At 60.4% G+C, this 25,184-nt stretch carries 26 protein-coding genes and 2 pseudogenes; 5 read left to right on the forward strand and 23 right to left on the reverse strand.

Features of this window, described 5'->3' with window-relative positions; genetic code table 11:
* Positions 1-100: 100 nt before the first annotated feature.
* From ELH03_RS00705 to ELH03_RS00740, 8 genes are all read right to left on the reverse strand, one after another.
* On the reverse strand, positions 101-478 hold the full coding sequence (locus ELH03_RS00705) for a hypothetical protein (protein WP_128400870.1): 378 nt from the start codon (positions 476-478) through the stop codon (positions 101-103).
* Between the two features lie 367 nt (positions 479-845).
* Entirely contained in the window at positions 846-1,865 is a 1,020-nt protein-coding gene (locus tag ELH03_RS00710) for a zinc-binding alcohol dehydrogenase family protein (protein ID WP_128400871.1), read from the reverse strand.
* A 63-nt stretch (positions 1,866-1,928) separates the two neighbouring features.
* Positions 1,929-2,903 (reverse strand): ABC transporter permease, encoded by a 975-nt coding sequence (locus ELH03_RS00715; protein WP_003545129.1) that lies wholly within the window; start codon positions 2,901-2,903, stop codon positions 1,929-1,931.
* Positions 2,904-2,930: 27 nt separating this feature from the next.
* The gene (locus ELH03_RS00720; protein ID WP_128400872.1) at positions 2,931-4,484 is read right to left on the reverse strand and encodes a sugar ABC transporter ATP-binding protein; all 1,554 of its coding nucleotides are present in this window, start codon (positions 4,482-4,484) and stop codon (positions 2,931-2,933) included.
* A 106-nt stretch (positions 4,485-4,590) separates the two neighbouring features.
* The gene (locus ELH03_RS00725; protein WP_128411969.1) at positions 4,591-5,580 is read right to left on the reverse strand and encodes an ABC transporter substrate-binding protein; all 990 of its coding nucleotides are present in this window, start codon (positions 5,578-5,580) and stop codon (positions 4,591-4,593) included.
* Between the two features lie 208 nt (positions 5,581-5,788).
* On the reverse strand, positions 5,789-6,235 hold the full coding sequence (locus tag ELH03_RS00730) for an RbsD/FucU family protein (protein WP_128400874.1): 447 nt from the start codon (positions 6,233-6,235) through the stop codon (positions 5,789-5,791).
* Between the two features lie 9 nt (positions 6,236-6,244).
* Positions 6,245-7,264, reverse strand: a complete 1,020-nt coding sequence (locus ELH03_RS00735) for an aldo/keto reductase (protein ID WP_128400875.1) — start codon at positions 7,262-7,264, stop codon at positions 6,245-6,247.
* A 96-nt stretch (positions 7,265-7,360) separates the two neighbouring features.
* A complete protein-coding gene (locus ELH03_RS00740) occupies positions 7,361-8,863 on the reverse strand; it encodes a UxaA family hydrolase (RefSeq protein ID WP_128400876.1) in 1,503 nt (500 codons plus the stop codon).
* Positions 8,864-9,087: 224 nt separating this feature from the next.
* On the opposite strand from ELH03_RS00740, the gene ELH03_RS00750 reads away from it, so the two are divergent.
* The 3 genes from ELH03_RS00750 to ELH03_RS00760 all read left to right on the forward strand — a co-directional run bounded on the left by ELH03_RS00750 (position 9,088) and on the right by ELH03_RS00760 (position 13,457).
* Positions 9,088-9,987 (forward strand): GntR family transcriptional regulator, encoded by a 900-nt coding sequence (locus ELH03_RS00750; RefSeq protein WP_128400878.1) that lies wholly within the window; start codon positions 9,088-9,090, stop codon positions 9,985-9,987.
* A gap of 229 nt (positions 9,988-10,216) precedes the next feature.
* Positions 10,217-11,341, forward strand: coding sequence for an MFS transporter (locus ELH03_RS00755; RefSeq protein ID WP_128411970.1), 1,125 nt, complete (start codon positions 10,217-10,219; stop codon positions 11,339-11,341).
* A 118-nt stretch (positions 11,342-11,459) separates the two neighbouring features.
* The gene (locus ELH03_RS00760; RefSeq protein ID WP_128400880.1) at positions 11,460-13,457 is read left to right on the forward strand and encodes an ABC transporter ATP-binding protein/permease; all 1,998 of its coding nucleotides are present in this window, start codon (positions 11,460-11,462) and stop codon (positions 13,455-13,457) included.
* A gap of 35 nt (positions 13,458-13,492) precedes the next feature.
* Here the strand turns inward: ELH03_RS00760 and ELH03_RS00765 are convergent, their stop codons facing one another.
* Together ELH03_RS00765 and ELH03_RS00770 are read right to left on the reverse strand one after the other, a co-directional pair.
* Complete coding sequence (locus ELH03_RS00765; RefSeq protein WP_128400881.1) at positions 13,493-13,873, reverse strand: GFA family protein; 381 nt, start codon at positions 13,871-13,873, stop codon at positions 13,493-13,495.
* 87 nt (positions 13,874-13,960) lie between these two features.
* Positions 13,961-14,419, reverse strand: a complete 459-nt coding sequence (locus ELH03_RS00770; protein WP_128400882.1) for a MarR family winged helix-turn-helix transcriptional regulator — start codon at positions 14,417-14,419, stop codon at positions 13,961-13,963.
* Between the two features lie 110 nt (positions 14,420-14,529).
* Here ELH03_RS00770 and ELH03_RS00775 point away from each other — a divergent pair, with 110 nt between their 5' ends.
* Positions 14,530-14,907 (forward strand): nuclear transport factor 2 family protein, encoded by a 378-nt coding sequence (locus ELH03_RS00775; protein WP_128400883.1) that lies wholly within the window; start codon positions 14,530-14,532, stop codon positions 14,905-14,907.
* Between the two features lie 120 nt (positions 14,908-15,027).
* Here the strand turns inward: ELH03_RS00775 and ELH03_RS00780 are convergent, their stop codons facing one another.
* Positions 15,028-15,279 carry a hypothetical protein gene (locus tag ELH03_RS00780; protein WP_197729779.1) on the reverse strand — a complete coding sequence of 84 codons (252 nt, stop codon included), beginning with the start codon at positions 15,277-15,279 and terminating at the stop codon, positions 15,028-15,030.
* Positions 15,280-15,556: 277 nt separating this feature from the next.
* Between ELH03_RS00780 and ELH03_RS00785 the strand changes: the two genes are divergently transcribed.
* A complete protein-coding gene (locus tag ELH03_RS00785; RefSeq protein ID WP_130658313.1) occupies positions 15,557-16,402 on the forward strand; it encodes a class I SAM-dependent methyltransferase in 846 nt (281 codons plus the stop codon).
* On the opposite strand, the pseudogene ELH03_RS00790 reads toward ELH03_RS00785, so the two are convergent.
* The 12 genes and pseudogenes from ELH03_RS00790 to ELH03_RS00845 all read right to left on the reverse strand — a co-directional run bounded on the left by ELH03_RS00790 (position 16,370) and on the right by ELH03_RS00845 (position 25,171).
* Positions 16,370-16,911: pseudogene (locus tag ELH03_RS00790) on the reverse strand (AAA family ATPase). The gene ELH03_RS00785 and the pseudogene ELH03_RS00790 overlap by 33 nt on opposite strands.
* Positions 16,912-16,959: 48 nt before the next feature.
* Positions 16,960-17,526: pseudogene (locus tag ELH03_RS37810) on the reverse strand (DEAD/DEAH box helicase family protein).
* Between the two features lie 67 nt (positions 17,527-17,593).
* Positions 17,594-18,040 carry a hypothetical protein gene (locus ELH03_RS00800; RefSeq protein WP_128400885.1) on the reverse strand — a complete coding sequence of 149 codons (447 nt, stop codon included), beginning with the start codon at positions 18,038-18,040 and terminating at the stop codon, positions 17,594-17,596.
* 41 nt (positions 18,041-18,081) lie between these two features.
* The gene (locus ELH03_RS00805) at positions 18,082-19,572 is read right to left on the reverse strand and encodes an MDR family MFS transporter (protein WP_128400886.1); all 1,491 of its coding nucleotides are present in this window, start codon (positions 19,570-19,572) and stop codon (positions 18,082-18,084) included.
* A 258-nt stretch (positions 19,573-19,830) separates the two neighbouring features.
* On the reverse strand, positions 19,831-20,211 hold the full coding sequence (locus tag ELH03_RS00810) for a hypothetical protein (RefSeq protein WP_128400887.1): 381 nt from the start codon (positions 20,209-20,211) through the stop codon (positions 19,831-19,833).
* A 118-nt stretch (positions 20,212-20,329) separates the two neighbouring features.
* Complete coding sequence (locus ELH03_RS00815) at positions 20,330-20,641, reverse strand: hypothetical protein (RefSeq protein WP_130806637.1); 312 nt, start codon at positions 20,639-20,641, stop codon at positions 20,330-20,332.
* Between the two features lie 34 nt (positions 20,642-20,675).
* Positions 20,676-20,834: a cbb3-type cytochrome oxidase assembly protein CcoS gene (ccoS, locus tag ELH03_RS00820; protein WP_128400889.1), complete on the reverse strand. Its 159-nt coding sequence runs from the start codon at positions 20,832-20,834 to the stop codon at positions 20,676-20,678.
* Positions 20,835-23,102 (reverse strand): heavy metal translocating P-type ATPase, encoded by a 2,268-nt coding sequence (locus tag ELH03_RS00825; protein ID WP_130765857.1) that lies wholly within the window; start codon positions 23,100-23,102, stop codon positions 20,835-20,837.
* 13 nt (positions 23,103-23,115) lie between these two features.
* Positions 23,116-23,922, reverse strand: a complete 807-nt coding sequence (locus tag ELH03_RS00830; protein WP_128400891.1) for a DUF2189 domain-containing protein — start codon at positions 23,920-23,922, stop codon at positions 23,116-23,118.
* Between the two features lie 18 nt (positions 23,923-23,940).
* The gene (locus ELH03_RS00835; RefSeq protein WP_128400892.1) at positions 23,941-24,132 is read right to left on the reverse strand and encodes a hypothetical protein; all 192 of its coding nucleotides are present in this window, start codon (positions 24,130-24,132) and stop codon (positions 23,941-23,943) included.
* A complete protein-coding gene (gene ccoP, locus ELH03_RS00840) occupies positions 24,132-25,010 on the reverse strand; it encodes a cytochrome-c oxidase, cbb3-type subunit III (protein ID WP_128400893.1) in 879 nt (292 codons plus the stop codon). Before ccoP ends, ELH03_RS00835 begins: the two co-directional genes overlap by 1 nt.
* Entirely contained in the window at positions 25,001-25,171 is a 171-nt protein-coding gene (locus ELH03_RS00845; RefSeq protein WP_003546168.1) for a CcoQ/FixQ family Cbb3-type cytochrome c oxidase assembly chaperone, read from the reverse strand. Before ELH03_RS00845 ends, ccoP begins: the two co-directional genes overlap by 10 nt.
* Positions 25,172-25,184: the final 13 nt, after the last annotated feature.

Consider the following 25,184-nt stretch of genomic DNA (forward strand, 5'->3'; position numbering starts at 1 on the left):
CTCGCAAGGCACGTTCCCTCGACCCTGGCAGTTTGGGGGGAGAGGCAGCCATCGGCGCGAACCAGACACCCGGCTCTTGAACAAAGCCCAAGACGGCCCATCACTCGCGATCATGGACGACGCCCATGATATCACCCCTGCGGGAGACACTCACCAGGAGATCGTCCCCGTCTCGCCATGCTCGGATCAGATATCGTTCACCGACGTCCTTCACATCTCTGACACGATAACCACGCCGTTCGAGGAGCCGAACCGCATCGTCCGGCCCGAAATTGTCCCGACCCGAGCGCCATCCGCTTCGCTGGTCGTGGTGGCGATTCCAGCGCTGGAGAAAATCCGTTTCCGTCTGGTTATCGTCAGGATCAACATAGAACTCCGATCCCTGGCCTTCTTGGATGACCACTTGCGCACGGGCAGGCACCACAAGCGGCATTGTCAGCGCAATAGCCATTGCCAAGGAAGCAATACGCATTTTCATCGCCCGACCCTTTCCATCACTCAATTGATGAACATCTGCCGAGTATCCGGCGGGTCCCACTTATGGACACTTCCGTCTTCTTCTGTGTGCTTTTTGATTGAGAAATGTTGCGCGAAATCGAGGGCGCCGGTTCGAGCCGGAACCGCGTTGTTTCCGGGCGCACCCATCAGAACGTCTTGTGGAAGACCAAGGGTCAATGGCTCCCGGCAGGATTTGCCGGAAGCGTTCAAGGCAATCGCTATGCGACTTCGTACCTTGGGATTGCCTAGAGCAGTTCAGCTTTTAACGGAAGCGCAGAACCGGTCTATCCTTTTGTTTTTACGCAATTCCGCGCGGAAAACCGCTTCACACTTTTCCTGGAATTGCTCTAGCCACCAATGCGGATCACCGCCTTGATCAACCCATTCTTCTCATGCGCCCAGCGCGCGAGATCGCGCGGCGCATCGGCAAGCGTCGTGCGGTGGGTGATGAGTTTGTCCACCGGCACCAGCCCTTTGGCGATCGAATCCGCGACATGCTCGAAATCGACGCGGGTGGCGTTGCGGCTGCCGATCACCATCATCTCACGCTTGTGGAATTCGGGGTCGGAGAAGCGGATATCGTCCTTGACGACGCTGACCAGCACCAGCGCGCCGCCATGGGCGACGAAGGAGAAGGCCTTTTCCATCGAAGGGCCGTAACCCGTCGCATCGAAGACCACGTCGAAACCGTCGCCGTTGGTTTTGTCACGAACGGCGTCGGCCGTTTGCTCGTTGGCAACGATGCCGGAGGTGAAGCCGAAACGCTCCGAGGCCATCTGCAGCCGCTCGGTGCTGGTATCGAGCAGCGTCACCTCATGTCCTGCAATGCGCGAGAAGATCGCCGCCCCAAGCCCGATCGGCCCGGCGCCGATGACGAGCGCCCGGGCTCCGGCGCCGGTCATCGAACGGCGCACCGCATGGGCGCCGATCGCCAGGAACTCGGTCGTCGCCGCCGCTTCGAGGCTTACACCCTTGGCGGCGTAGAGGTTCTCGGCCGGAACCGAAATCTCCTCGCAGAAGGCGCCATCCGTATGGACGCCGAGCACCTTGATATTGGTGCAGCAATTCGGCTTGTCCTGACGGCAGGCGATACATTGCCCGCAGGAGAGATAGGGATTGACGATGACGGGCGTGCCGACTGCCATGGCGACCCCGTCGCCCGCTTCCAGCACCGTTGCCGAGATCTCATGCCCCATCACCCTGGGATATTCGAGGAAGGGATGTTTGCCCTCGAAGATGTGGTAGTCGGTGCCGCAGATGCCGACATGGCTGACGGCAAGCCGCACCCAGCCGGCGGCGGGAGCCGCTGGCGAAGGACGCTCGACGATATCGAGCACGCCGGGCTCCCGGCAAAGAACTGCTTTCATGACGGGTCTCGCATTCCTGAAATGGAGGAAGCCGGCTTGTTCGGGCCGGCTGTCTCTTATCGCTCAATTGCTCCGGCGGCGGCGCAGCTGGTCGAAGAACACGATCACGATGATCAGCAGACCGGTGATGATGCGCTGCCAGAAGGAGTTGACGTTCAGAAGGTTCGCGCCGTTGTTGATGGTGGCGAGAATGAAGGCGCCGATCAGCGGGCCATGCACCGAGCCGACGGCGCCGAACAGGCTGGTGCCGCCGATGACGGATGAGGCGATCGCCTGCAATTCCCAGCCGTCGGCCTGTGTCGCATTGCCGATGGCGATGCGCGAGGCGAGCAGCACGCCGACGAAGGCGGCGAAGGAGGCCGAGAGGATATAGGCAAGATAGATCATACCCTTGACGTTGACGCCGGAAAGGCGCGCCGCCTCGGCGTTCGAACCGACCGCGAAGAGGTAGCGGCCCCAACGGCTCAGATGCAGGAAGATGAAGGAGGGGACCGCCACCAGGATGACCATCCAGAACAGGCTCGGAATACTGAGCAGATCGGCGCGGGCGAAATTGCTGAAGCCCTCATTGGTGATGTTGATCGTCGAGCCGTTAGTGATCAGCAGGCCGATGCCGCGCAGCGATGTCAGGGTTGCCAGCGTGATGATGAACGGCGGCAGGCCCATATGCACGATGCCGAAGCCATGGAAGGCGCCGATCGCCACACCCATGAGCAGCGTCAGCGCGATCGCACCCCAGACCGGCACGCCCGCCTGCAGCAGCCAGGCGATGATCACCGTGCAGAAGCCGACGATGGCGCCGACCGAAAGGTCAATGCCGGCGGTGATGATGACGAAGGTCTGGCCGAGCGCCAGGATCGCCGTCATCGCACCCTGACGCAGCAGGTTGGAGATATTGAGCGGCGTCCAGAAGCTCGGGGTGACGACGCCAAGCACGATCCAGAGGAAGATCAGCAGGCCGATCAGCGTCAGGCCGAACAGGATGTTCATTTTCCGGCGCGGCGGCGGCGCGACGATTTCGGTGGGGGTGGCAGTCATGAATTTTCTCCCTCTTATTCTTTTGGCTCAGACGCCGATCGCTTCGCTGAGCACTTCTTCATGCGTCGCCGCGTGGTAATCATGGCTCGCGACGATTTTGCCGGCGCGGAAGACGTGCAGCCGGTCGGCCAGTTCGTAGACCTCGGGCAGGTAGGAGGAGATCAGGATGATGCCCGCGCCGTCCTTCAGAAGCTTGGCGAACAGCCGGTAGATTTCCGCCTTGGTGCCGACGTCGACGCCGACGGTCGGCTCGTCGAAGATGAAAAGCCGAGCGCCATGGCTCAGCCACTTGCCGATGACGATCTTCTGCTGGTTGCCGCCCGACATGCTGGAGGCCGGAACGCGCCGGCTCGGCGTCTTGATGCTGAGATTGCGGATCTGCTGGTCGGCATTGGCCGATTCGCGTGCGTGATTGATCACCGGCCCGTGGCTCAGCCGCCCGAACACTGGCAGGTTGATGTTGAGGCCGATCGGCAGGTTGAGGCAAAGCCCCTGGTCGCGCCGGCTTTCCGGCGCCAGCGCAATGCCGAGCTCCATCGCGGTGCGTTCGTTGCGGATGTCGACAGGCTTGCCCATCCATTGGACATCGCCTGATGTCGTCGGCTGGCGTCCGTAGAGCCCGAGCGCGAATTCGCTGCGCCCGGCGCCGATCAGGCCATAGAGCCCGACGATCTGTCCTGATTTGACGCTCAACGACACGTCTTCGAAACCCGGACCGGAGAGGCCGTTGACCGTGAGGATCGTCTCGCCGATCGCAATCTCTTCCTTGTGGTAGATCTGTTCGATCGAGCGGTTGATCATCAGCGCGATCAGCTCGGCATCGTTGGTCTCGCCGATCAGGCGCGTCCCGACATGCGTGCCGTCGCGCAGCACCGAGACACGGTCGGCAAGCTCGAAGACTTCCTCCATGCGGTGGCTGATATAGACGATGGTGACGCCTTCGCCCTGCAGGCGGCGGATCAGCTTGAAGAGCTGCGCCGATTCCTGGCGTGTGAGATAGGCTGTGGGTTCGTCGAAGATCAGGAACTGCGTGCCGCGCATCGCCGCGCGCGCCGTCGCCACCAGCTGCTGCTGGCCGATGGTCAGCGAGCTCAACAGCGCACCGGCCGGCAGGCCGAAGCCGAGATCGTCGAGCACGGCCTGCGCCATCTTCTCCATCTGCTTCTTGCGCATCAGGCCGAAGCGGTTGACCTCGTCGCCGAGAAAGAGATTGGCGGCGACCGTCAGGTGCCGGCAGAGCACGACTTCCTGGTGGACGGCATTGATGCCGCGCGCAATCGTCTCGTTCGGCGTCGCCAGCGCCACCGGCTGGCCGCACCACAGCACCTCGCCGGCCGTGCGGGTGATGACGCCTGTCAGCAATTTGATGAGGGTAGATTTGCCGGCGCCGTTTTCCCCGACGATGGCGTGGATTTCACCGGCGAGAAAGGTCAGCGTCGCTGGCTTCAGCGCCTGCACATGACCGTAATTCTTCTGCAGGCCCTTGAGTTCGAGGATAGGCGATCCGGCGGGAATTCGATTGGCTTCTTTCAGCGTCGCGCTGTCATCATGGCGATGACTGACCTCTTCCAGTCCGATCATGGACCTCTCCTCCTTGTGTCGCCTCTGCTCTCCACCCCTGGTGACCATACCATGGATAGAAAAGGCCGCGCCGGTTTTTGAAGCCGGCGCGGCCTGTCTGTCGTTGTTACTTGATCTTCGGGTTCAGCAGCGCGTCGATCTTCGGATCGGCCATATTCGCCTTGGTGACGAGGTTTGCGCCGGTGTCGACATTTTCCTCGACCTTCTCGCCCTTGGAGACCGCAAGCGCGGTCTTCACGCCGTCATAGCCCATGCGGTAGGGGTCCTGAACGACGAGGCCGGCGATCGCACCATCCTTGAGGAAGCCGACCGTCTTGTCGTCGCTGTCGAAGCCAATGACCTTGATCTTGTCGCCGAGCTTGTTTTCGGCGATCGCCTGGCCAACACCCTGCGCCATGATCAGGTTCGAGGCGAAGATGCCGACGAGGTTCGGGTTTGCCGTGATCAGGTCGGTCATCATGTTGAGGCCGGTCGTTGCCTGGCCGTCGCCATACTTGTCGGCAATGACCTTCAGGCCGGGATACTTGGTCTTCACCTGATCCAGGAAGCCTTCGCGGCGCTGTTCCAGCGAGCCGACGCCCGGAAGGTTGGTGAGGATGACGACTTCGCCCTCTTCCTTGCCGGTGGCGCCCTTGATAGCGGCGGCCAGACCGTCAGCGGCAATGCGGCCGCCCTGAACGTTGTCGGTCGTCAGGAACGACTTGAACGCCTTGGAGTCGGCGCCAGAGTCGATGCCGATGATCGGAACCGACTTGGCCGCTTCATCGATCGGCTTGCCGAGCGCCTTGAATTCGGTCGGCGAAATGACGACAGCGGCCGGCTTGCCGGCAACGGCGTTCTCCAGAATGCTGATCTGGCCGTTGACGTCGGATTCGGCCTGTGCGCCGAGTTCCGGCACGTTGACGCCGAGATCCTTGCCGGCCTTGCGGGCGCCAGCCAGAACGATCTGCCAATAGAAGGACGTCGTGTCCTTGACGATGATCGGGATCGTCACGTCGGCGGCAAACGACGTTGCCGGCATCGCCGTGGCGATGACTGCGGCACCTGCAAGCGCGGTAAAGGCGCGGCGGGACAGAAGGGATTTCACGATACTCATAAGGGTTCTCCTCTCAGGGTGCGTTCTCCTCCAAATAAATCGGCCGCTGAACGCAGGCGGACGATTTTTATCGATAAAAAACATTTGCCGGGTGAAGCTAGCCGAGGCGCAATCAAATTGCAAGAGCGCCAAACCGGCTTTTTTTCTTTGGTAAACTCCTGCCAAGCAACTGATTTTATTCCAATACAACGGCACCCTAAAATAGGGATCAGGCCGTGTTGACCTCGTGCGGATGGACGACGCCCTTTTTCAAAATCAGGTTGCCGTACAGCCGGAATTCCGTCGTCGCGACGATGTAGGTGGCCTTGCGGGCCATCGCATAAAACGCAAAACGCTCCACCGGCACGATGCGGAAATCGCCGGCGCACTTGGCAACGATCTGCTGGAACTCGGTGCAGACCTCGGGCATGGCATCGGGATCGCCAACCACTTCCATCCGCCACGCCGCTTCCGGCACGAAAGTGTCGAGCGGCATATGGGTCAGGATGGCCTCGGCCATGTCAGTGGCGCTGACGCCGTCGGCGCGTATGACCGGCGGACCCATCGAGCCCGAGGGAAAATTGGCATCTGATATGACGATGTCGTCGCCATGCCCCATGGTCTTCAGCGCATGAAGCAGGTCGGGGCCAAGCAGCGGATGAATACCCTTGAGCATAGTCTCTCCTCAGACTCGGACGGCTTCGGCGCCGAGCGGCGGCGCGACCAGCGTATAGGCTTGGAATTCGGCATAGATCTCGTCGGCAAGCCGCGGCTCGACGATCTCCATGTTGCGCGTCAGGCTCGAAGGCTTGGCCGTGCCGATCAGCACCGACGCGACGATCGCCTCGCGCAGCGGAAACTGCAGGGCGGGCGCTGCCAGCGGTACTCCGTGGCGTTTGGCGATCGCCTCCATGGCGCCGACCTTGGCAAGCACGTCGTCATCAGCCGGCATATAGTCGAAATGCGAACCCGGCACCGGGCCGGTGGCGAGGATGCCGGAGTTGAAGACGCCGCCGACGACAAGCGAGGTGCCCTTCTGCCGGCAGAGCGGCAGCAGTTCGGCGACGGCCGAGCGGTCGAGCAGCGTGTAGCGGCCGGCGAGCAGAATGCAGTCGAGATCGGAATGACGCATGACGTCGAGGCAGACGGGCACCTCGTTGACGCCGAGGCCGAAGGCGGAGATCGCGCCAGACGACTTGAGTTCCTCCAGCGCCTTCACGCCGGAATCGAGAAACTGCTTCTGGTGGACCGCGTTTTTCGCCGCACCATGTGTGTAGACGCCGAGATCGTGCACATAGAGAATATCGATGCGGTTGAGGCCGAGGCGCGCATAGCTGAAGTCGACCGAGCGCATGATGCCGTCATAGGAATAGTCGTAGTCGGCGTCGAAGGAGAGCGGGTCGACATAGCTGTAATCGGGCACGGTGCCGGTCGGCACTGGCCGAAGCAGCCGGCCGACCTTGGTGGAAAGCGCGTAACTGCCATCCGGCTGGTCGCGCAGGAAATCGCCGACCCGCCGCTCGGCAAGGCCGAGCCCGTACCAGGGCGCCACGTCGAAATAGCGGATGCCGCTGTCCCAGGCCGCCTGCAGCGTGTCCATCGCCTGCTCGCGCGGGCATGCGCGGTAGAGACCGCCGAGAGCGGCGGCACCGAAACTGATTTCGGTCACCTCCAGCTTGGTCTTGCCGATCCGTCTCGTCTTCATCATGCCTCCTCGCGAAGAACTTGAACTTGGTCTACTTCAAATCAATCCCAGGAAAAGTGTGAAGCGGTTTTCCCAGGAATTGCGTGAAACAAAAGGTCAGAGCGTCGCACCCAAATGCCACGGCACGAATTCATTGTCGCCGTAGCCGAAGAGCTCGCTCTTGGTCTTCTTGCCTGAGGCCGTATCGACGATGAGGTCGAAGATCTCGCGGCCCTTGCCGCTGATCGTCGCATCGCCGGTGGCGATCGTGCCGCAATCGATGTCCATGTCCTCTTCCATCGAGGCATAGAGCGCCGAATTGCTGGAAAGCTTCAGCGACGGCGCCGGCCTGCAACCGAAGCAGCTGCCGCGGCCTGTGGTAAAGGCGATCATGTTCGCCCCGCCCGCCACCTGGCCGGTCGCCGAGACCGGGTCGTAGCCGGGCGTGTCCATGAAGACGAGGCCGGGGGCCGTGACCCGTTCGGCATACCCATAGACCGCCGTCAGTGGCGAGCGCCCACCCTTGGCGACCGCGCCGAGCGACTTTTCAAGGATGGTCGTCAGCCCGCCGCGCTTGTTGCCGGGCGACGGGTTGTTGTCGAGCGAGGCGCCGTGCAGAGCGACGTAATCTTCCCACCAGGCAATCTTGTCGTCGAGCTTCTTTGCCACCTCGTCGCTGACGGCGCGGCTGCGTAGCAGATGTTCGGCACCGTAGATTTCCGAAGTCTCCGACAGGATCGCCGTACCGCCGGCCGCCGCCAGCAGGTCGGCCGCGACACCCAACGCCGGATTGGCGGTGATGCCGGAAAAGCCGTCGGAGCCGCCGCATTGCAGGCCGATGATGATCTCACCGATCGACATCGGCACGCGCTTTTCCTTGCCGACATCGGCGGCAATTTCGCGCAGCATGCCCATGGCGCGCTCGACTGCGCGGCGCGAACCGCCAGCATCCTGGATGTTGAAATGCCGCTTCGAGGCGCCGGCGCCGCTCTGGCCGTACAGCGTCAGCTGGTTGACCTCGCAGCCGAGGCCGATCATCAGCACGCCGCCGAAATTCACATGTCTGGTGTAGCCGGCCAGCGTCCGGTGCAGCACGTTCATGCCGTCGCCGGTCGAGCTCATGCCGCAGCCCTGGTCGTGCACGATCGGCACGAAACCGTCGATGCCCTTGTAATGCGGCAGGATCGTCCGGTTCGCCTCGTCGGCGATCGCCCGGCAGACCGTGGTGGAACAGTTCACGCTGGCGATGATGCCGATATAATTGCGCGTCGCCGCCCGCCCGTCGGCACGGCGATAGCCCATGAAGGTGCGCGCCACGTCGTCGGCCGTCGCCGCTTCCGGCGCTGAATTGGCGGTCGCCGCCAGCCGGTCGTTTTCGAAATGCAGGTTGTGGCTGTGCACATGGTCGCCGGCCTTGACCTCGGCCGTCGTGCGGCCGATCGCCTGTCCGTACTTCACCACGGGTTCCCCGAGCGGAATATCCGCTATCGCCACCTTGTGGCCGGGGTCGATCTTCTCACGGGTCTGAATGCCGGCAACCGTCGAACCCGGCGCGATTGCCGCCGTTGCGACCGCGACATTATCGCCGGCCGAAAGGATGATCCAAGGCAATTTATCCAATGTCGTCTCCCTGGGAAACGCTCGCTGCATCGGCGAAAGCGCATTGATTTTGTTTTTTATCTACAATAAACATTTTCAAGTCAACGGGAATATTGATCCTGTGGACGAGGGAGGCAATGAGCCGCAGGCGACCGGAAATAAGCTAAAGGTCGTTTGAACAAGCCCCGATTTTTCTGCCCTGCTGGAGAGTGGGCGGTGGATACGAGGGCGGAAAGCGGGGTCTGGTGGCAAGGCAGAATACGGTCTTCAAGGAAGCGTACAACAGGTATGCCGTAGCCTTGCGCACGGATACGGCGTTGCCGTCGGAACCGGAGATCGCCGCCCAGCTCGGCGTCAGCCGCTCGACGGCGCGCGCCATCCTGACGCGGCTCAGCGAAGAAGGCATCATCCGCTGGAACAAGCGCCAGAAGATCGTGCTGCGCCAGCCGACTGACCACGACCTCTTTCCCTCCGAAGAAACCGATTCCCTGCACGATATCATCGAGCGCAGCTTCATGCAGCGCATCCTTGCCGACGATGCCGCGCCCGGCATGCAGATCAACGAGCTGGAGCTTGCCCGCGAGATCGGCACCGGCACGACCAGCGTGCGCGAGTTCCTGATCCGCTTCTCCCGCTTCGGCCTCATCGAAAAACGACCGAACAGCCATTGGACGCTTAAAGGGTTCACCCGAGAATTCGCCCTCGAGCTTGCCGATGTGCGCGAGATGTTCGAGCTGCATTCCGCCGCCGAATTCGGCCGGCTTTCCAGGGATAATCAGAGCTGGGCCGATCTTGCCGCCATCCGTGACGAACATCACGCCATGCTTGATGACATCAACCAGCGCTTCAAGGATTTCTCCGTCCTCGACGAGCGCTTCCACTTGCTGATCCACCGCGCCTCGAAGAACCGCTTCATCGCCGATTTCTACGACGCGATCGCCATCGTCTTCCACTATCACTACCAGTGGAACAAGGCCGCAGCCCGCCAGCGCAACGAGCGCGCTATCTACGAACATCTGGATTATATCGCAGCGCTGGAATCCGGCGACCAGGCGGCAATCGAAACCGCCTGCCGCGCGCATCTGCACTCCGCCCGCCAGACCCTGCTGCAATCCCTGCCGCAGATCGCCACCGAAACCGCCTGAGGTGGCGAGAGCAACTCCAGGAAAGTGTGGGCTTACGGAGCGGATGCCAACCATGGCACGTTTCGGCGCCAAGGGAACATTTATAAATCGGTCACGATATGTCGGCAAAACCTCTGGGCTGATCCGGGTGCCGCGTCAAACCTATTGAAATAACTTCCTCGATGCGCATGGTCGACGCATCCACCGTTTGCGATGAGCGATGATCATGACTGGAGGGCAAGTTTCACCGATGGAAAACACCTCTGTCCCCTCCAGCAATGCCGAATGGATGCTGGCTGATTTCCTCAGCACCTATCGCTATTGGGCTCTGTTTTTTTCCTCGCTTCTTTTGGCAATCGGCGGACAAGGTTTCAGCACGGTCTTTCCCTTGATCTCGCAAATGACCGGCAGCAGCGCTCAGACGATCGGGATCTTCTATTTCGGCTCCACTCTCGGCTGGGTTGCCGGCGCCTTTCTGGCGTTTATCGTCGCGAGCCGCCATGGTCGGTCGGCTTTGATTTCGCCCATTCTCGTCTGTGCCGTTGTCGCCATCGGTTTTCTGCCGGCGCCTGCATTGTGGGGATCGCCGGCGTTTCTGTTTTTGTTTGGTGTGGTATTCGGCACGGTTCGGGCCGTTTTCCCTCTCGCGATCGCGATATTCCTGGTGGGCGGGCGACCGGGTAAAATCGACTTCGGCTGCGCCCTCACTCTCCTGTCGACGACGATCCTGATCTCAGCCTTTGCTCCGATCGGCGCGTCATGGTTATACGGACTCGATCTGGGCGCCGTGCCTGTCGTTTCGGCTTTCCTGGCCTGCCTGCTTCTCGCTGTCATATTACTGGTGCCGGCCGGAAACCTGGCCTTCGATGAAGCTCCGCGTCCGCGACACACGCCGCTTGCGCCGCGCCGGCGATCACCTCTCCTGGTCGCTGTCATCCTGGTCACGCCGCCGATCCTGATTTTTCTGATGGCGTTCGGCGTCCATCTGTTTCAGGCGAATGATGCCGACGTCGCCTCTTCCCCCGTCACGCTGCTTTTAGCACTTCTGGTCTTCGGCATTGCTGTGGCCGCCTTTATCTATCTCGCCTACTGGGTTTATCGCATCCACGGGGAACTGGCGGGTGCCGCACCGTCGCAGCGCCTGCTCACACCGCTTGCTGGCATGCTGATCGCCATCCTCGTGCCGCTCGGATTGCCGGTTCTTGTCATGACTCTTGGCAACCTTCTCAACGATCGCGCACGCGACAGAGGCCATGGAAGGTTGATTTCGATTGCCTGGCTCGGGATCTGGAGCTTCATCTTGCCGCCGGTCGCGATCGCAATGATCCAGAATGCGGCAAATGACAGCTATGGCATGGGCTCAGACGCTGCGTAATAGCGACAGCACGGTCGCGGTCTTCCGGTGATTGCCTGATTTTCTCGACAAGCCCTCCGATGCGATGTTCGACACCCACATCATGAAACATTTCGATGTGTAAGCCGTTATTGCGCTTATGGCCGACGCTAAACTCAAACCGAAATCGGTCGACGGCACCGAACCGCACGGTGCCGGGAACTCGCCCCAGGAGACGGCATCGACTGTCGAGGTCATGCCGCCGCCAGATGCCATCGAAACCGATCCGGAGCTGACCCCTGAAGAGGCCGAGCAGGCGCGCAAGCGGTATTTGCTCAAGCGTTTCTGGATCAGCGCGCGCCGTTACTGGGGCCGCGGTGGCGACAAGTTCGCTTGGCCTTTCTCGATCGGGCTATTGGCCCTGATCGGCATGAATGTCGGCTTCCAGTACGGAATCAATCTGTGGAACCGCGGGATCTTCGACGCCATAGAGCGACACGATGCCGGCACCGTCTATTTCCTGAGCGCGGTATTCGTGCCGCTCGTGCTCGGAACTGTAGCCATTGTCACTATACAAGTCGCCGTTCGCATGATGATCCAACGTCGCTGGCGTTCCTGGCTGACAACAGCCGTCATTGCGCGCTGGCTCGCAAACGGCCGTTACTATCAGTTGAATCTCATCGGCGGCGACCACAAGAACCCCGAAGCGCGCATTTCCGAGGATTTGCGGATTGCCACCGAAGCACCTGTCGATTTCACCGCCGGTGTCATTTCCGCATTTCTGGCGGCCTCGACCTTCATCGTGGTGCTCTGGACGATCGGCGGTGCCCTAACTCTGCCGATCGCAGGTTGGACCATCACCATTCCCGGCTTTCTCGTCATCACTGCGGTCCTCTACGCCGCGATCACCTCTACTTCGATGGCGGTCATCGGCCGCTATTTCGTCCACGTCTCCGAGGCTAAAAATCAGGCAGAAGCCGAGTTTCGCTACACGCTGACACATGTGCGGGAAAACGGCGAGAGCATCGCCTTGCTCGGTGGCGAGGAGGAGGAGCGCAACGACCTCGATAAGACCTTCGCCAATGTGCTCAGGCAATGGGCGCTCCTTGCGCGCCAGCACATGCGCACGACGCTTGTGTCGCATGGATCGATGCTGATTGCGCCTGTCGTGCCGGTCCTGCTTTGCGCACCGAAATTTCTCGAAGGCAGCATGACCCTTGGACAGGTCATGCAGGCCGCCTCTGCTTTTGCCATCGTTCAGGGCGCGTTTGGCTGGCTGGTCGACAACTATCCCCGTCTTGCCGATTGGAATGCCTGTGCGCGGCGCATCGCCTCGCTGATGATGTCGCTCGACGGGCTGGAGCGCGCCGAACAGAGCGACTCGCTCGGGCGCATCAAGCATGGTGAAACCGAAGGCGAGGCGATGCTCAGCCTCAACGATCTCTCCGTGTCGCTTGACGATGGCACCGCCGTGGTCACGGAAACCCGGGTCGAGATCGAACCCGGCGAACGGGTGCTCGTGTCAGGCGAATCCGGGTCCGGCAAGAGCACGCTGGTGCGGGCCATCTCAGGTCTCTGGCCGTGGGGTAGCGGTAGCGTCAATTTCCACGCCGACAGGCGATTGTTCATGTTGCCGCAGCGGCCTTACATCCCGTCCGGCACGCTTCGTCGTGCCGTCGCCTATCCCGGCGCCGCCGATAGCTGGACGCTGGATAAGATCAAGGCGGCGCTCGACAAGGTGGGGCTCGATTATCTGAACGAAAAGATCGAGGAAGATGCGCCTTGGGACCAGACCTTGTCGGGCGGCGAAAAGCAGCGGCTCGCCTTTGCGCGTCTGCTGCTGCACTATCCCGATATCATCGTGCTGGATGAAGCAACATCAGCACTCGATGAGAAGAGCCAGGATAAGATGATGCAGATGGTGATCGATGAATTGCCTGAAGTCACCATCGTCAGCGTCGCGCATCGCGCTGAGCTGGAAGCCTTCCATAGCCGCAAGATCACGCTGGAGCGACGCAAGGGCGGCGCAAAGCTTGTCAGCGATATCGATCTTGTCCCGCGCAAGAGAAAACGGAACTTGCTGTCACGCGTTTTGAGGAACCCCTCCCTACCGAAAGGCAGCACGACCTCGAGCAAAGACAGCACAGTCCCAGAATAGAAACTGAAGGGCGCTCGCGGATGAGCAACAGTTACCTATTGCTCATTCTGGGGTAGGTTGTCGGTGATGTCGTAGTAGTCGCCTTTGTCAGCGACAAAGATATGCATTTTCAGTTTGGTTTCGGCCGGGCTATCAAATGCACCCATCGCCACAGCAATCCAGTCGTGATGGGGTGGATCCCAAAACAGCGATGATCCGCATACCGCGCAAAATCCACGCCTGACCTTTTCTGAGGATTGATACCAGGTAACACTTTCGCTTCCCTGGATCGTGATCTGACGCCTTGGCACGTCGGTTGAAGCGAAAAAGTGGCCGGATTGTTTTCGACATTTGGAGCAATGGCACGCGTCGGGCGCTCGCAGATCGCCTTCGATTTCAAAAGTTACCACGCCGCAGAGGCAGGATCCCTTATGCATAAACGTTCCTCTCATAAGTCCGATCGTGCCTCCAAGCTGCGCCGAGGATTCCGCTGGTTGGGCCGCGGAGTTCTTGGATGGTCTGCATCAATCGCGTGACGAAGACTCTGCGCTTGCAATCTGATCCAGATTTTCGATCAGCCGCTTGAGCAGATCGACAAGTTGTCCCGCTTCCGCATCCGTGAAACCGGTCAATGCCTCACGATTCCCTTGGAACAAGGCCGTAATGGCCTCAGGCATGCCTTCCCGTGCAGCCTTCGTCAACGCGACGTGGCTGCTGCGGCCGTCAGCCGGGTCGCGCGTCCGCTCGATCAAGCCATCCCTCTCCATGCGTGCGAGCATCTGCGCCATCGGCGGTTGCTCGACCCTGGCAAAGCGGGCGAGGTCGCGCTGTGTACTGGCCTTGCCATTTTGCAGCGCGACCAGCACCGGCAACTGGCCGACACCGAAGCCGAGCGGTTTCAGGCGTGACTCGCTGAGGCGGGCAAACCCCCGCGCCGCAAGACTGATGAGATGCCCCGGCGTAGAAAGCACGTCTTCGTCCATTCCGCTTGACCCCGAGATGCATATGTACGTATGTATCTTGATACGCGGCATGAGGCAATGCCGTTTCGATGCCGCCCAGCAAATGTTTCAATCTCCATTGAGGAAACGATATGTCTCAAAATGACCTCGAAATGATCAAGCGCATCTATGCCAGCTTCAATGCCAGAGACATCGACGCTGTCCTTGCCGTGCTTTCCGATGATGTCGCCTGGGCCAACGGCATGGATGGCGGCCACATCAATGGTCGTGAGGCCGTGCGCGACTATTGGACACGTCAGTGGGCTGTGATCAGTCCACACGTCGAGCCGGTCGCATTTGAAGAAACCGAAGAGGGCGCCGTCGCTGTCGAGGTGATCCAGTCGGTCTTTGACCTCGATGGCCGGCCGCTGGAGGGGCAGGCCCATGGACTGAAGGACAAGACAGTAACGCACATCTTCCGCATGGACGGCGACAAGATCGTCCGCTTCGATATCCAGGATGCGCTGTAGGCTGGTACTCCCTATGCGGGGATGACCGCTCCCGTTGCGACGCGCCATTGTCAGGCCTGCCTTTCGGCCGTCGGGGGCCTGACTTGTGGGTTCAATTCGCGCTTAGGCGGCGATATCGGTTCAGAGCCTGCGCGCTTCCAGACGCCGCTTGTCGCGCTCGACATAGTCGGAGCCCAGCTCTGTCAGACGGAATTGCCGTTTTTGAAATTCCCCGCGGATCAAGATGAAGCCTTGCTCTTCGGCTTCGCTCAATGTCTTCAGGCTGGTGCCTTTGGGGGGAGACTGCCAAGCCAGGCCATCGGCGCTGTGCAGCAAGACCATGATCTTTAGAATTTTGTTTCTCCATGGCTGATGCATACAGCCGGGCTGCATCGCTTCAGCAATCCGCTTGTTCCGCATTCTTGATTTGGCACCATCCAGGAGAAGCCCATTGATTTAAAAGGATTATTTTTGGCTAATCCGGAGTTTCGCAAAAGCTATCGTATAAAAGCTCCAATAGTCTTGGTCAATTCAATCACTCCGACCCAACAGGTTTGGTCATGCCTGGCGATTGGTCCGATGGCGCTTATTTCCATTGAATCCCGACATTAGCGGCGCATAGTGTCGACGTTCCCGGCTTTGCCGGTTGAACGTTTGGGGGAGCCGGGGCATGTCAGCAAATCTCGACGATATCCGTAACCAGCAACGTGAGACCTGGGACAAGTTTTCGGCCGGCTGGAAGAAATGGGACAGCCTGGTTCTCGGTTGGCTCGCGCCGTTTGGCGATGCCATGCTCCGGCACGCCAATCTCTCCAACGGCTCTAGCGTGCTCGACATAGCCGCCGGCACTGGCGAACCCGGCCTGACGGCGGCGGCGGCAATTCCCGACGGTCAGGTTGTCGTCACCGATCTCTCGGAAAATATGCTGGTTGCTGCCGCCGAAAATGCGGCCAGGCGTGGCCTGAAAAACTTCAAAACTCAATTATGCGATGCGGGCGCGTTGCCTTTTGCCGATGCCAGTTTCGACGCCGTCCTATGCCGGTTCGGGTTCATGTTCTTCCCGGATATCGCTGCCGCCGCCCAGGAGATGGCACGCGTGGCAAAGCCCGGTGCGCGCGTCTGCGCCGCAGTCTGGAGCGTGCCTGCCAAAAATCCATGGGCGACCACGGTCATGGGCACGATCGCCCGCCACGTGGAAATGCCCCCGCCGCCGCCCGGTTCTCCGGGCCTGTTCCGCTGCGCGGCGGAAGGCATGATGGCCAAGACCTTCAAAGAGGCGGGACTTCTCGATGTCGCCGAGGAAGAAGTGTCGGCGATGATGGTGCACGATGCCCCGGCGCGCTACTGGGACTTCATGACCGAGATCGCCGCGCCGGTTGTTGCCGGACTATCCAGGGCCGATGCGGCAACACGGGAAAAAATCCGCGGCGAGGTCCTGGAGCTAGCTCTCCAATCCGTCAGCGACGGCAAGGTTCACCTTCGCTCAACGGCAATGATCATCACAGGCACGCGATAGCCTCAGAATCTCGTCGACGACGACGGCGAGCGGCGCGGTGGCGTCGATGACGACCCCACACGTCGGAATATCCTCTTTCGTTGCATGCAATCGCACAATCAGCTCCCGTTCGGCAGGCCTTCCACCAAACTCGTCTTCCGGTCTGCCGGCAAGCCGCCGGTTCAACGTGTCGAGATCAATGTCGAGAACGAAAACCCCGTCGAACACATCGATAAAGCGGGAGAGATTCGAGAGCCGCCGCAGAAGAAGGAGATCGCGTTGCGGTGATCAGCAAACACGGATTTGACTTTGTCGACATCCCAAATGTGGTGCTCGTGCACCCATGTGACGCTGTCGGTCAGGCTCTCATGGGCAAGCGCGTCCAGCGGTTCACCAGTCTCGGGATCGCCGACATAAGACAACTCCCGGTCACCGTGGATGACGTGGTAGCCGCGCCGCTGCAGTTCTTCAGCCACCGCGGTTTTGCCGCTGCCGGAAACGCCTTCGATCAGATAGTTTTTGACGCCCATTTCCGCTCTCGTTGACCCGTCTTCCCGCCCGAGGCCTGTCCCCTCTGTCTAGGCGCTGCATGTCACAACATGATCCCGTATTGCCGCAGCACTTTCTAAAGGCGACGTGAACGTCACATCTAAGGTCAGCGCATGCTGGTGTGGGATATCAAGAACCACGGCCTGTTGGCTTCGGTTCCTCGAAGTCTCGACGTCGGTCGTTTTCAAATGGTCGCGCCGCGCGGGGGACGAAACGCGACGCGCCAATTCTTCTTCGGCACAAAGCAATCTCACTGGAACGAAGACCGCGGCGCGCTGTCTGGCGGCGTCAACGAACTGTTGGTACGTCCGTGTGCTCCGCTCATCGCCTTCGACACCGGCATGCGTGAAGATGAAATGCGCCGACGGGCCGCTATAGGCGGTGATTGCATCCAGGACGGCCTGCCGGACCCTGCCAGTGTACTCCCAGACACCCTTAGGCAGCGGAGCGGTCTGATCCTGGTCGAGAAGGCGCAAGATCGGGTTGTTGAATCAGTGATTATCAATGATCTTTGCTGATATAAGCGAGCCGAGTTCTTTGGCGATTGTCAGCTTCCCGACGCCCGGAAACCCCAAGAGCAAAACGAAAACACCCATCGTTCGACAACTCTCCCAACACAATCCGCCGCTGCGAAAACGCGTGCAGAACAGCATTTTCTGGAATCTACCAGAATTTCCACCATGGACGCTTTGGATCGGGAGACATCGGACGCTCGGACGCGAGTATGACATCCGTCGGCGTCACGATCATCTCGCCATCATGGTCATAATATTCTCCCTCTTCTCCCTGGACTTTGGCTTCGAGAGATTGGGCGATAAGCCACATTTTCCGACGGATTTCTTGATCGGGATTTTTGACAACGATGTTGCCTCCGCTCCACCAAAGCCATGCGGCGTTTTCTCGATTTTCGCCGCGGGAGTATCCTTTCCACACGCATATGCCCGCCTGTTCCACCCGTAAAACACCCCCGTCGGCGGCGAGAGTTTCGGCAAAACCGTCATGCTGAATTTCGGGATCATTGGCAACGTACTCGAGCCATTCGTCGAGAGCGATCGATGGAGACGCATCGAACCAATTTGCCTTGCGAGTGATGTGAAGATCGTAACCCATCAGAGCCCTATTACCTAAGTCGCACCGAACGGTTGAACCGCTTAATGCGAGGCCGCCTCGCTTGCGACCGCCGCCGCCTCGCGCTTCTGGCCATGACCGACCGGGATCAGCCAGGTGGTGAAGAAGGTGAGCACCGCAACAACGACCACACCCCAGAAGCTCCAGTGCAGGGCCGCATTGAAGATCGAGCGGATCGCCGGATCGGCGGCGAGCGCCGAAAGCCCGGTCGGCTGGTTCAGCGCCTCATGCAGGCCGGCCGCCGCCTCGCCGCTCGCATAGTGGTTGATGCCGGCATTGAGGATGGCGCCGAGTACGGTGGCGCCGAGCGTATTGCCGAGGCTGCGGGAAAAGATGATCGAGGCGGTAGCGCTGCCGCGCATCGACCATTCGACGCTGTCCTGCACCAGCACGATGCTGGTGAGGCTGATGAGACCCATGCCGAAGCCCATGAAGAAGGAGCCGGCGCCGGCAACGACCGGCGAACTCTCTGGTGTCAGGAACAGAAGGAAAGAGGCGCCGAAGGGAAACATCAGGCTGCCGACGCGCAAAGTGCGGCGGATGCCGAAGGCCTTGTAGAAGCGGCCGGAAAGGATCACCGCCAACGGCCAGCCGACGACGAGCATGGTGAGCGTGAAGCCGGCGACAACAGGCGAACGGCCGAGCACGCCCTGCACATAGATCGGCAGGATTGTCGAAAGCCCGATCAACGCCATGCCGGCAAGCAGCGTTGCCGCATTGCTGGTCGCAATCAGCCTTCGGCTCCAGAGCGGGATCGAAATGATCGGCTCTGGCGCCCGCCTCTCCTGGGCGAGGAAGAGGATGCCCGCGACCACGAAGACGGCAAAAAGCGACAGCAGGATCCAGGCGCTGGCATCGGTTTCCGTCAGCATGACGAGAAGTGCCACGATCGAGATCGAAAACAGCACCGAGCCGAGGTAATCGATCTTCGCCTGCTTGTGCGCCACGTCCTCCTTCAGGAAGATCATGAAGGCGATGATCGAGATGATGCCGATCGGCAGGTTGATCCAGAAGATCCAGGCCCAGGAGATGTTGTCGACGATGATGCCGCCGGCAAGCGGCCCGACGACGGCCGAGGTCGCCCAGACGGTCGCCATGAAGCCCTGTACGCGGCCGCGTTCCTCGAGCTTGAAGAGATCACCGATGATCGTCGTCGTCACCGGCTGGATGGCGCCGGCGCCCAGCCCCTGCAGCAGCCGGAACAGCACCAGCGACATCATCGACCAGGCAAGCCCACAGAGCAGCGAGCCGACCAGGAAGATCAGGATGCCGCCGATCAGCACCGGCTTGCGCCCAAAGATGTCGGAAAGCTTGCCGTAGATAACAGTGGTCGTCGACTGCGCCAGCAGAAAAGCCGAAAACACCCAGCTGTAATAGGAAAAGCCGCCGAGCTGCCCGACGATGCGTGGCATTGCGGTCGCCACGATCGTTGCCTCGATCGCCACCATGAAGGTCGCGAGCATGATGGTGGCGACGATAAGCACGCGGTTCGAGCGTTGCGCTGCATTCGACATGACGATCCTCTTCGGGTGCTCCGCAGATGCCGGAAATATCGGCAGGCTGGCTTTGGTGTGGGGCGATGCGCCGCTTGCGGAGTGATAGCGTCCTTTTACGTCCTCGGGGCCGGCCGGTAAAGCAGGCCGCGACTGGTTTCTCATGAGGGCATTTGTTTTCGGGTCATTTGAAGGAAGGTCGGTCGAAAACGAAGGCCCGGCGCCATTCCGCCCGGACCTTCGTTTGATCAGGAGGGAAGGCGAATAATCGCCTCATCCTCATTGCGGGCATGCCTCGCCAAGCGAGCCGGTGTCCGCGCTTCCCCCGGTGCAACCCGGTGTCTGTTGCAGGTTGGGATTGACCCCGCCGGGATTGATCGTGCTTCGGCCGCTGTTGAGATCGACGCCGCCATTGCCGGTCGTGCTGCCGGTGGTGCCGGGATCGGTTCCGACAGACCCGGTACCCGTTGCACCGCCGCCGACAGACCCAGTGCCAGCCGACCCGGTGCCGGCCGAACCGGCGCCCGAACTCCCCGATCCGCCAATGATCGGCGCCACCGAAAGCCGCCCATTGGCATCCGCACCCCCGGCCGTCTGCGCCAGCGCCGGGCCGGCGAGACCGATCGAAAGCAATGATATCGCGATGAACTTGCAGGACATGATCTTCTCCATGCTGGTTGTCTCAGGGAGAAAACTTGATCCGCGGGAGCATTGTTCCGGGATGGGTTGGGCTGGTTGGCACTATTGCGCCGGAGGCGGTGACCGCGGCCTAGCCTCTTCAGCCCTGACGATCACTGTGGGCGGGTACCGTTGTTCCCCTGGTTACCGCGAAAATCGCTCCAAACATTCCGCCAACGACGATCCCTGCAGAGCCGCCCGCCAACGCCGCAATGAGGCAGTAGGCGATCCAGGAGCCAACACTGGATGCATCGGCCAGGACGAATGTGAAAACGACGCCGATTGCTCCGCCAAGGATGCCCAAGACAATGGCAACCGCCGTCACAGCCTCCGATGGATCAATGGTACGGATGCGTGACGCTTGGGCGGTATCATGTTCAACCGGCGGAGACTGGCTATCCGTGTCTTCCATTCGACCCTCCTTCAAAGCATTTACAATCGATCCTTCAGCCGCCGAGAGGCTTGTCGTCCTTTTCGGACAATATCCTTTCTGCCGCGCCATCCAGATCTTCGTACTGACCGTTGCGCAGGGACCAAAGGAAGGCGCCAAGCCCGGCCATGCCCAGGAACAGAGCTATGGGTATCAGAAACGACAATGCGCTCATTTATCCCACTCCCGCCAGCTTATTTATCCTCTGCATTTCCCGCTCTGGTGGCGTGCCGTCGATCTCAAGCCTCATCGCATTCGCGACGACCAATATCGACGACGTCGACATCGCTATCGCGGCGATGAGCGGGTTGGCATAACCCAACAGCGCGAGAGGAATGCTGCACGCATTGTAGACGATAGCCAAAGCGAAATTTTGGCGGATCAGCACGGCCGCACGACCTGCCGTCGTCAGTGCGACCTTTATTCCGTCCATGTTTCCATTGAGCAGGATGAAATCGGCGGCGCTGCGACCGATGTCGCTTCCTGACGCCGGAGCCATGGAAACATGCGCCGTCTTGAGCGCGACAGCGTCGTTTATTCCGTCACCAATCATCATCACCTTGCGTCCGAGATTGCGCAACGCGTTGATCGCCTCGGCCTTGTGCTTGGGGAGGGCGGCTGCTTTTACCGAGTCGATTCCGACTTCCCGTGCCACTGCAAGCGCCGCTTCGGGGACATCGCCTGTCAGCATTACGACGGCGATGCCGCGGCTCTTCAAGAACTGCACCGCCATCGCCGACCCGGCTCGAACCTTCTCTCCAAACACGAAAGAGGCGAGGATTTCTCCTTGTCGCGTCAGGACGACAGTAGAAGCTGCGGCAGTCCGGTCATCTGCATCGCCGCTCGCCGCCCATGCCGCTCGCCCAAGTCGATAAACTTCCCCTCGGAAAGTCGCCTCGAGACCGTTGCCGGGTATTTCCCGGACGTCATCGAGCGCGAGGGCCTCCCACTCGCGTCGTGAGGCGTAATCCGCGATCGCTCTCGACATCGGATGGCTCGAAAACCGCGACAGCGACGCAGCCAGTGAAAATTCCAGTGGTCCGGTCCAGTTCCCGGTCAACAGCGTCGGCTCGTATTGCGTCAGCGTACCGGTCTTGTCGAAAACGACGGTGTCGATTTCCGCCAAACGTTCCAATGCCGAGCCGTCCCGTGCCACGATGCCCTGTGTGAACAATCTGCGTGCTGCAACGACCTGAACCATCGGAACCGCCAGCCCCAGCGCACAAGGGCAGGCAATGATCAAGACCGAAATCGAAATCGTCAGGGCGAGGTGGATGTCCTGCGTCACCGCAAACCACGAAAGGAATGTCAGCACCGACAGTCCGTGGATAACGGGAGCATAAAGACGCGCGGCCCTGTCGGCGAGTATCCGGTATTGGGACCGGCCGTCCTCGACGGCTTCCAGCATCCTATGCAGCTCGGCGAGTGTCGAATCTCCCGGTGCGGCGGTGGCTTCGACAGTCAGGGGATGGCCGACATTCAAATCTCCCGCGCGAACCTGTCCGCCTGGTCCAACCGTCTCCCAACGGCTCTCTCCCGTCAGCAATGAACGGTCAAGGTCCGACAGGCCGGAGAGAATCGTCCCGTCGGCCGGAATTCTATCGCCGGCGGCAATCAGGGTGCGGGTGCCGGAAACGATGTCGCTCAGCGGAACATATTCGATCCGTCCGTCCGCGCGTATCACATTCGCGCCTTTCGGCATCATGTCGGCCAGAGACGCCGCCGCCGATCGCGCCCGCCGTCGCATCAGATGGTCCAGCGTGCGTCCGACGAGCAAAATGAAGATCAACGAGGTACTGGCCTCGAAGTAGGCTTGCCGTCCTTCGGCGAACGTGTCGTATACGCTGAGACCGAACGAGAGCAGGACGCCGATGCTGACCGGCACATCCATGTTTGCCCGACCGTGCGCGAGCGCCCGCCACGCCGACCGGTAGAATGTCGCCCCGGAGTAGATAACGGCCGGTAGTGCGAGCGCGGCCGACATCAGGTGGAGCGTCTGACGTGTTGCCGGGTCTGCGCCCGCCCAGACCGATACGGACAACACCATGATGTTCATCGAGCAAAAGCCGGCGACTGCCAGCGCGCGCAACAGGCCTGGTATCTCACCGTCCGGTTGATCGCGGCCTTCCGCTGGCAAGACGGCCGTGTAACCGATCGTTCCGATAAGGGCGGCAAAATCGGGCGGCGAACCATTTTCTGCGTGCCAATGGATGGTCAAACGCTTCGCCGTCAGATTGGCGCGCGCCATGTAAACGTCGGGGTGCTTGCCAAGGGTCGATTCCAGAAGCGCCATGCATGCGCCGCATCGCATGTCCGGGACGGACAGGGTGATCTGCCTGAGACCATTGCCCAAATCCCTGCTTGCCAACGCAACCTCGTCCACACCCGGCCTTCTTGGTCCGGGCTCGTGGAGCGACGACGCAATTGACGCGCAGCAGGTCATTGTCCGTTCCCCGCTACCTCATTGCCTTGTAGGCATGCCATGTGGCGTGGCCGAGCAAAGGAAAAACGACGATCAGTCCGACAAGTCCCGTCAGCAGGCTGGCGAGGAAGAGGGCGAGTACGATCGCGCCCCAGACCATTGACGGTCCCATGTTGTTCCAGACCATGACAACGCTGACGCCCATCGCTGTGAAGGCGTCAATGCGCTCATCCAGAAGCATCGGGATTGAGAAGACCCCGATTGCAAAAGCAAATCCAGCGAACAATGCGCCGACACACAAGCCGACGATCAGCATGCCCCAGCCCGAGGGGGTGGTGACCAATAGCCTTGCTACGCCATCAAGGCCGGGGAACGGATTAACGCCGAAAAAGAGCGCGTAGATAATGACCGCCGCCCTCATCCAGAGCAGCATCACCATGCACAGCAGCATTCCCGTGAAAAACACCTGCCCCCCAGCTCTCGGCCGGACGAATAACATCTCACGAAGCGTGATGCGCTCCCCGTTCGCCAAACTCCTGCTCTTGACATAGAGCCCGGCGGCAAAGAGCGGCGCGACGATCAATAAACCCGCCAATGCGGGAAAGAGAAGATAGTCGCGCTCGAGCCGAAACAGCATCACGGTGGCCGCCAACGCGAGTAAGAACACCACGAACCCGTAGGCCAGACTTGGCCAGGGTTGTCGGATCAAGTCCTGCCAGCCTTGGCCAAGCCAACCGAGAGGTGCACCGAGGGGCAGATGCCGCTGCCACTTGGGATTCATCGTCTCCTGTATTCCTGATACCTCGCTCCGATATCGGCCGGAAGTGTCGTCCTGCGGCATCTGATCCTCCTCGCGCGTTCAGCAAGCTGAAGCGGCGGCCCTGAATTGGTTGGGTTGCTGGCCTTTTTCTTTGATATGCTCGATGCAGGCGGGCTGGGTGGCGATCGCCATGTAAACAAAATGGGCGTTAGCGCCGACAAAGATCGCGCCGGTCAGTCCGATCAGCAGCCACTTGAAAACGCGTGGTATAGGTCTCTTCGCTTCGGACATCACTGCTGACCTCCACCCAACTTGTTCACATAAAGCGCGAGTATCTTTATCTCAGCTGGACTTAGGCGTTCGTCCCACGTGGGCATATGTCCCTGCCGTCCGCCATGGATCGACTGGACGATCCGTTCGATACCTCCGCCGTAAATCCAGCGGCCATCGGTCAGGTTCGGCGCACCGACATCCTGTTTACCTTTGGCATCTTCGCCGTGGCATGCCACGCAGCTAGCCATGAACACCTCGCGGCCAGCAGCTATCTGGCTGGCGTCTACGGATTCGATGGACGTATTGCTCAACGAATAGACATAGGCGGCGACGTCGCTCACCTGTTTTCGGTTGAGCATTTCGTCTGTTCCGAACGCAGGCATCTGCGACACGCGGCTTTGCGAGTGCGTCGTATTGACTCCCACCGTCATGGTCTGGACGATCTTTTCTGGTCCCCCACCCCAAAGCCAGTCGTCATCGGTAAGATCGGGGAAGTCTCGTCCGCCCTTGCCGTCCCGTCCATGACAGGCGGCGCAGTTGTCTCCGAACAACTGGTGGCCGCTGGAGGCCACCTTCTCCATCAGCTTTTCGTCGGCACGGATTTCATCAAAGGAACTGGTCTCGATCTTCTCGATCCAGGGCGCGCGCGAAGCATCGGCTTCTATGATCTTTCGCTCTACCGCCTGCTTTTGACCCGTACCGATCAGGCCCCGCGTATACGTGCTTCCAAGCGGCCAGGTCGGATACAGTATCCACCAGAGAGCGGCGAACAGGTGCGTGATGATCAGGAAAAGCAGAACCCCGCGCGGTACAGGAGTATCGAGCTCCTTGATGCCATTCCAAATGTGTCCCGTCGTCTTCCGGCCTGTTACGGGATCGACTTCCTCTATCGCCATGGGGTGTCGTCCTTGTCGAATATGTCCGTTTCCGCCCGATCGAAACGCGCCTTGTTGGAAGGCCAGAAGGTGTAGATGATCACCCCGATCGAAAACAGAATGAGATAGAACAGGCCCCAAACCTTGGACAGTTCCAACATGGTTTCGTGGGTAAGATCCATTTCAAATCCCCTG

The sequence above is a fragment of the Rhizobium beringeri genome (assembly GCF_004306515.1).
Taxonomy (GTDB): domain Bacteria; phylum Pseudomonadota; class Alphaproteobacteria; order Rhizobiales; family Rhizobiaceae; genus Rhizobium; species Rhizobium beringeri.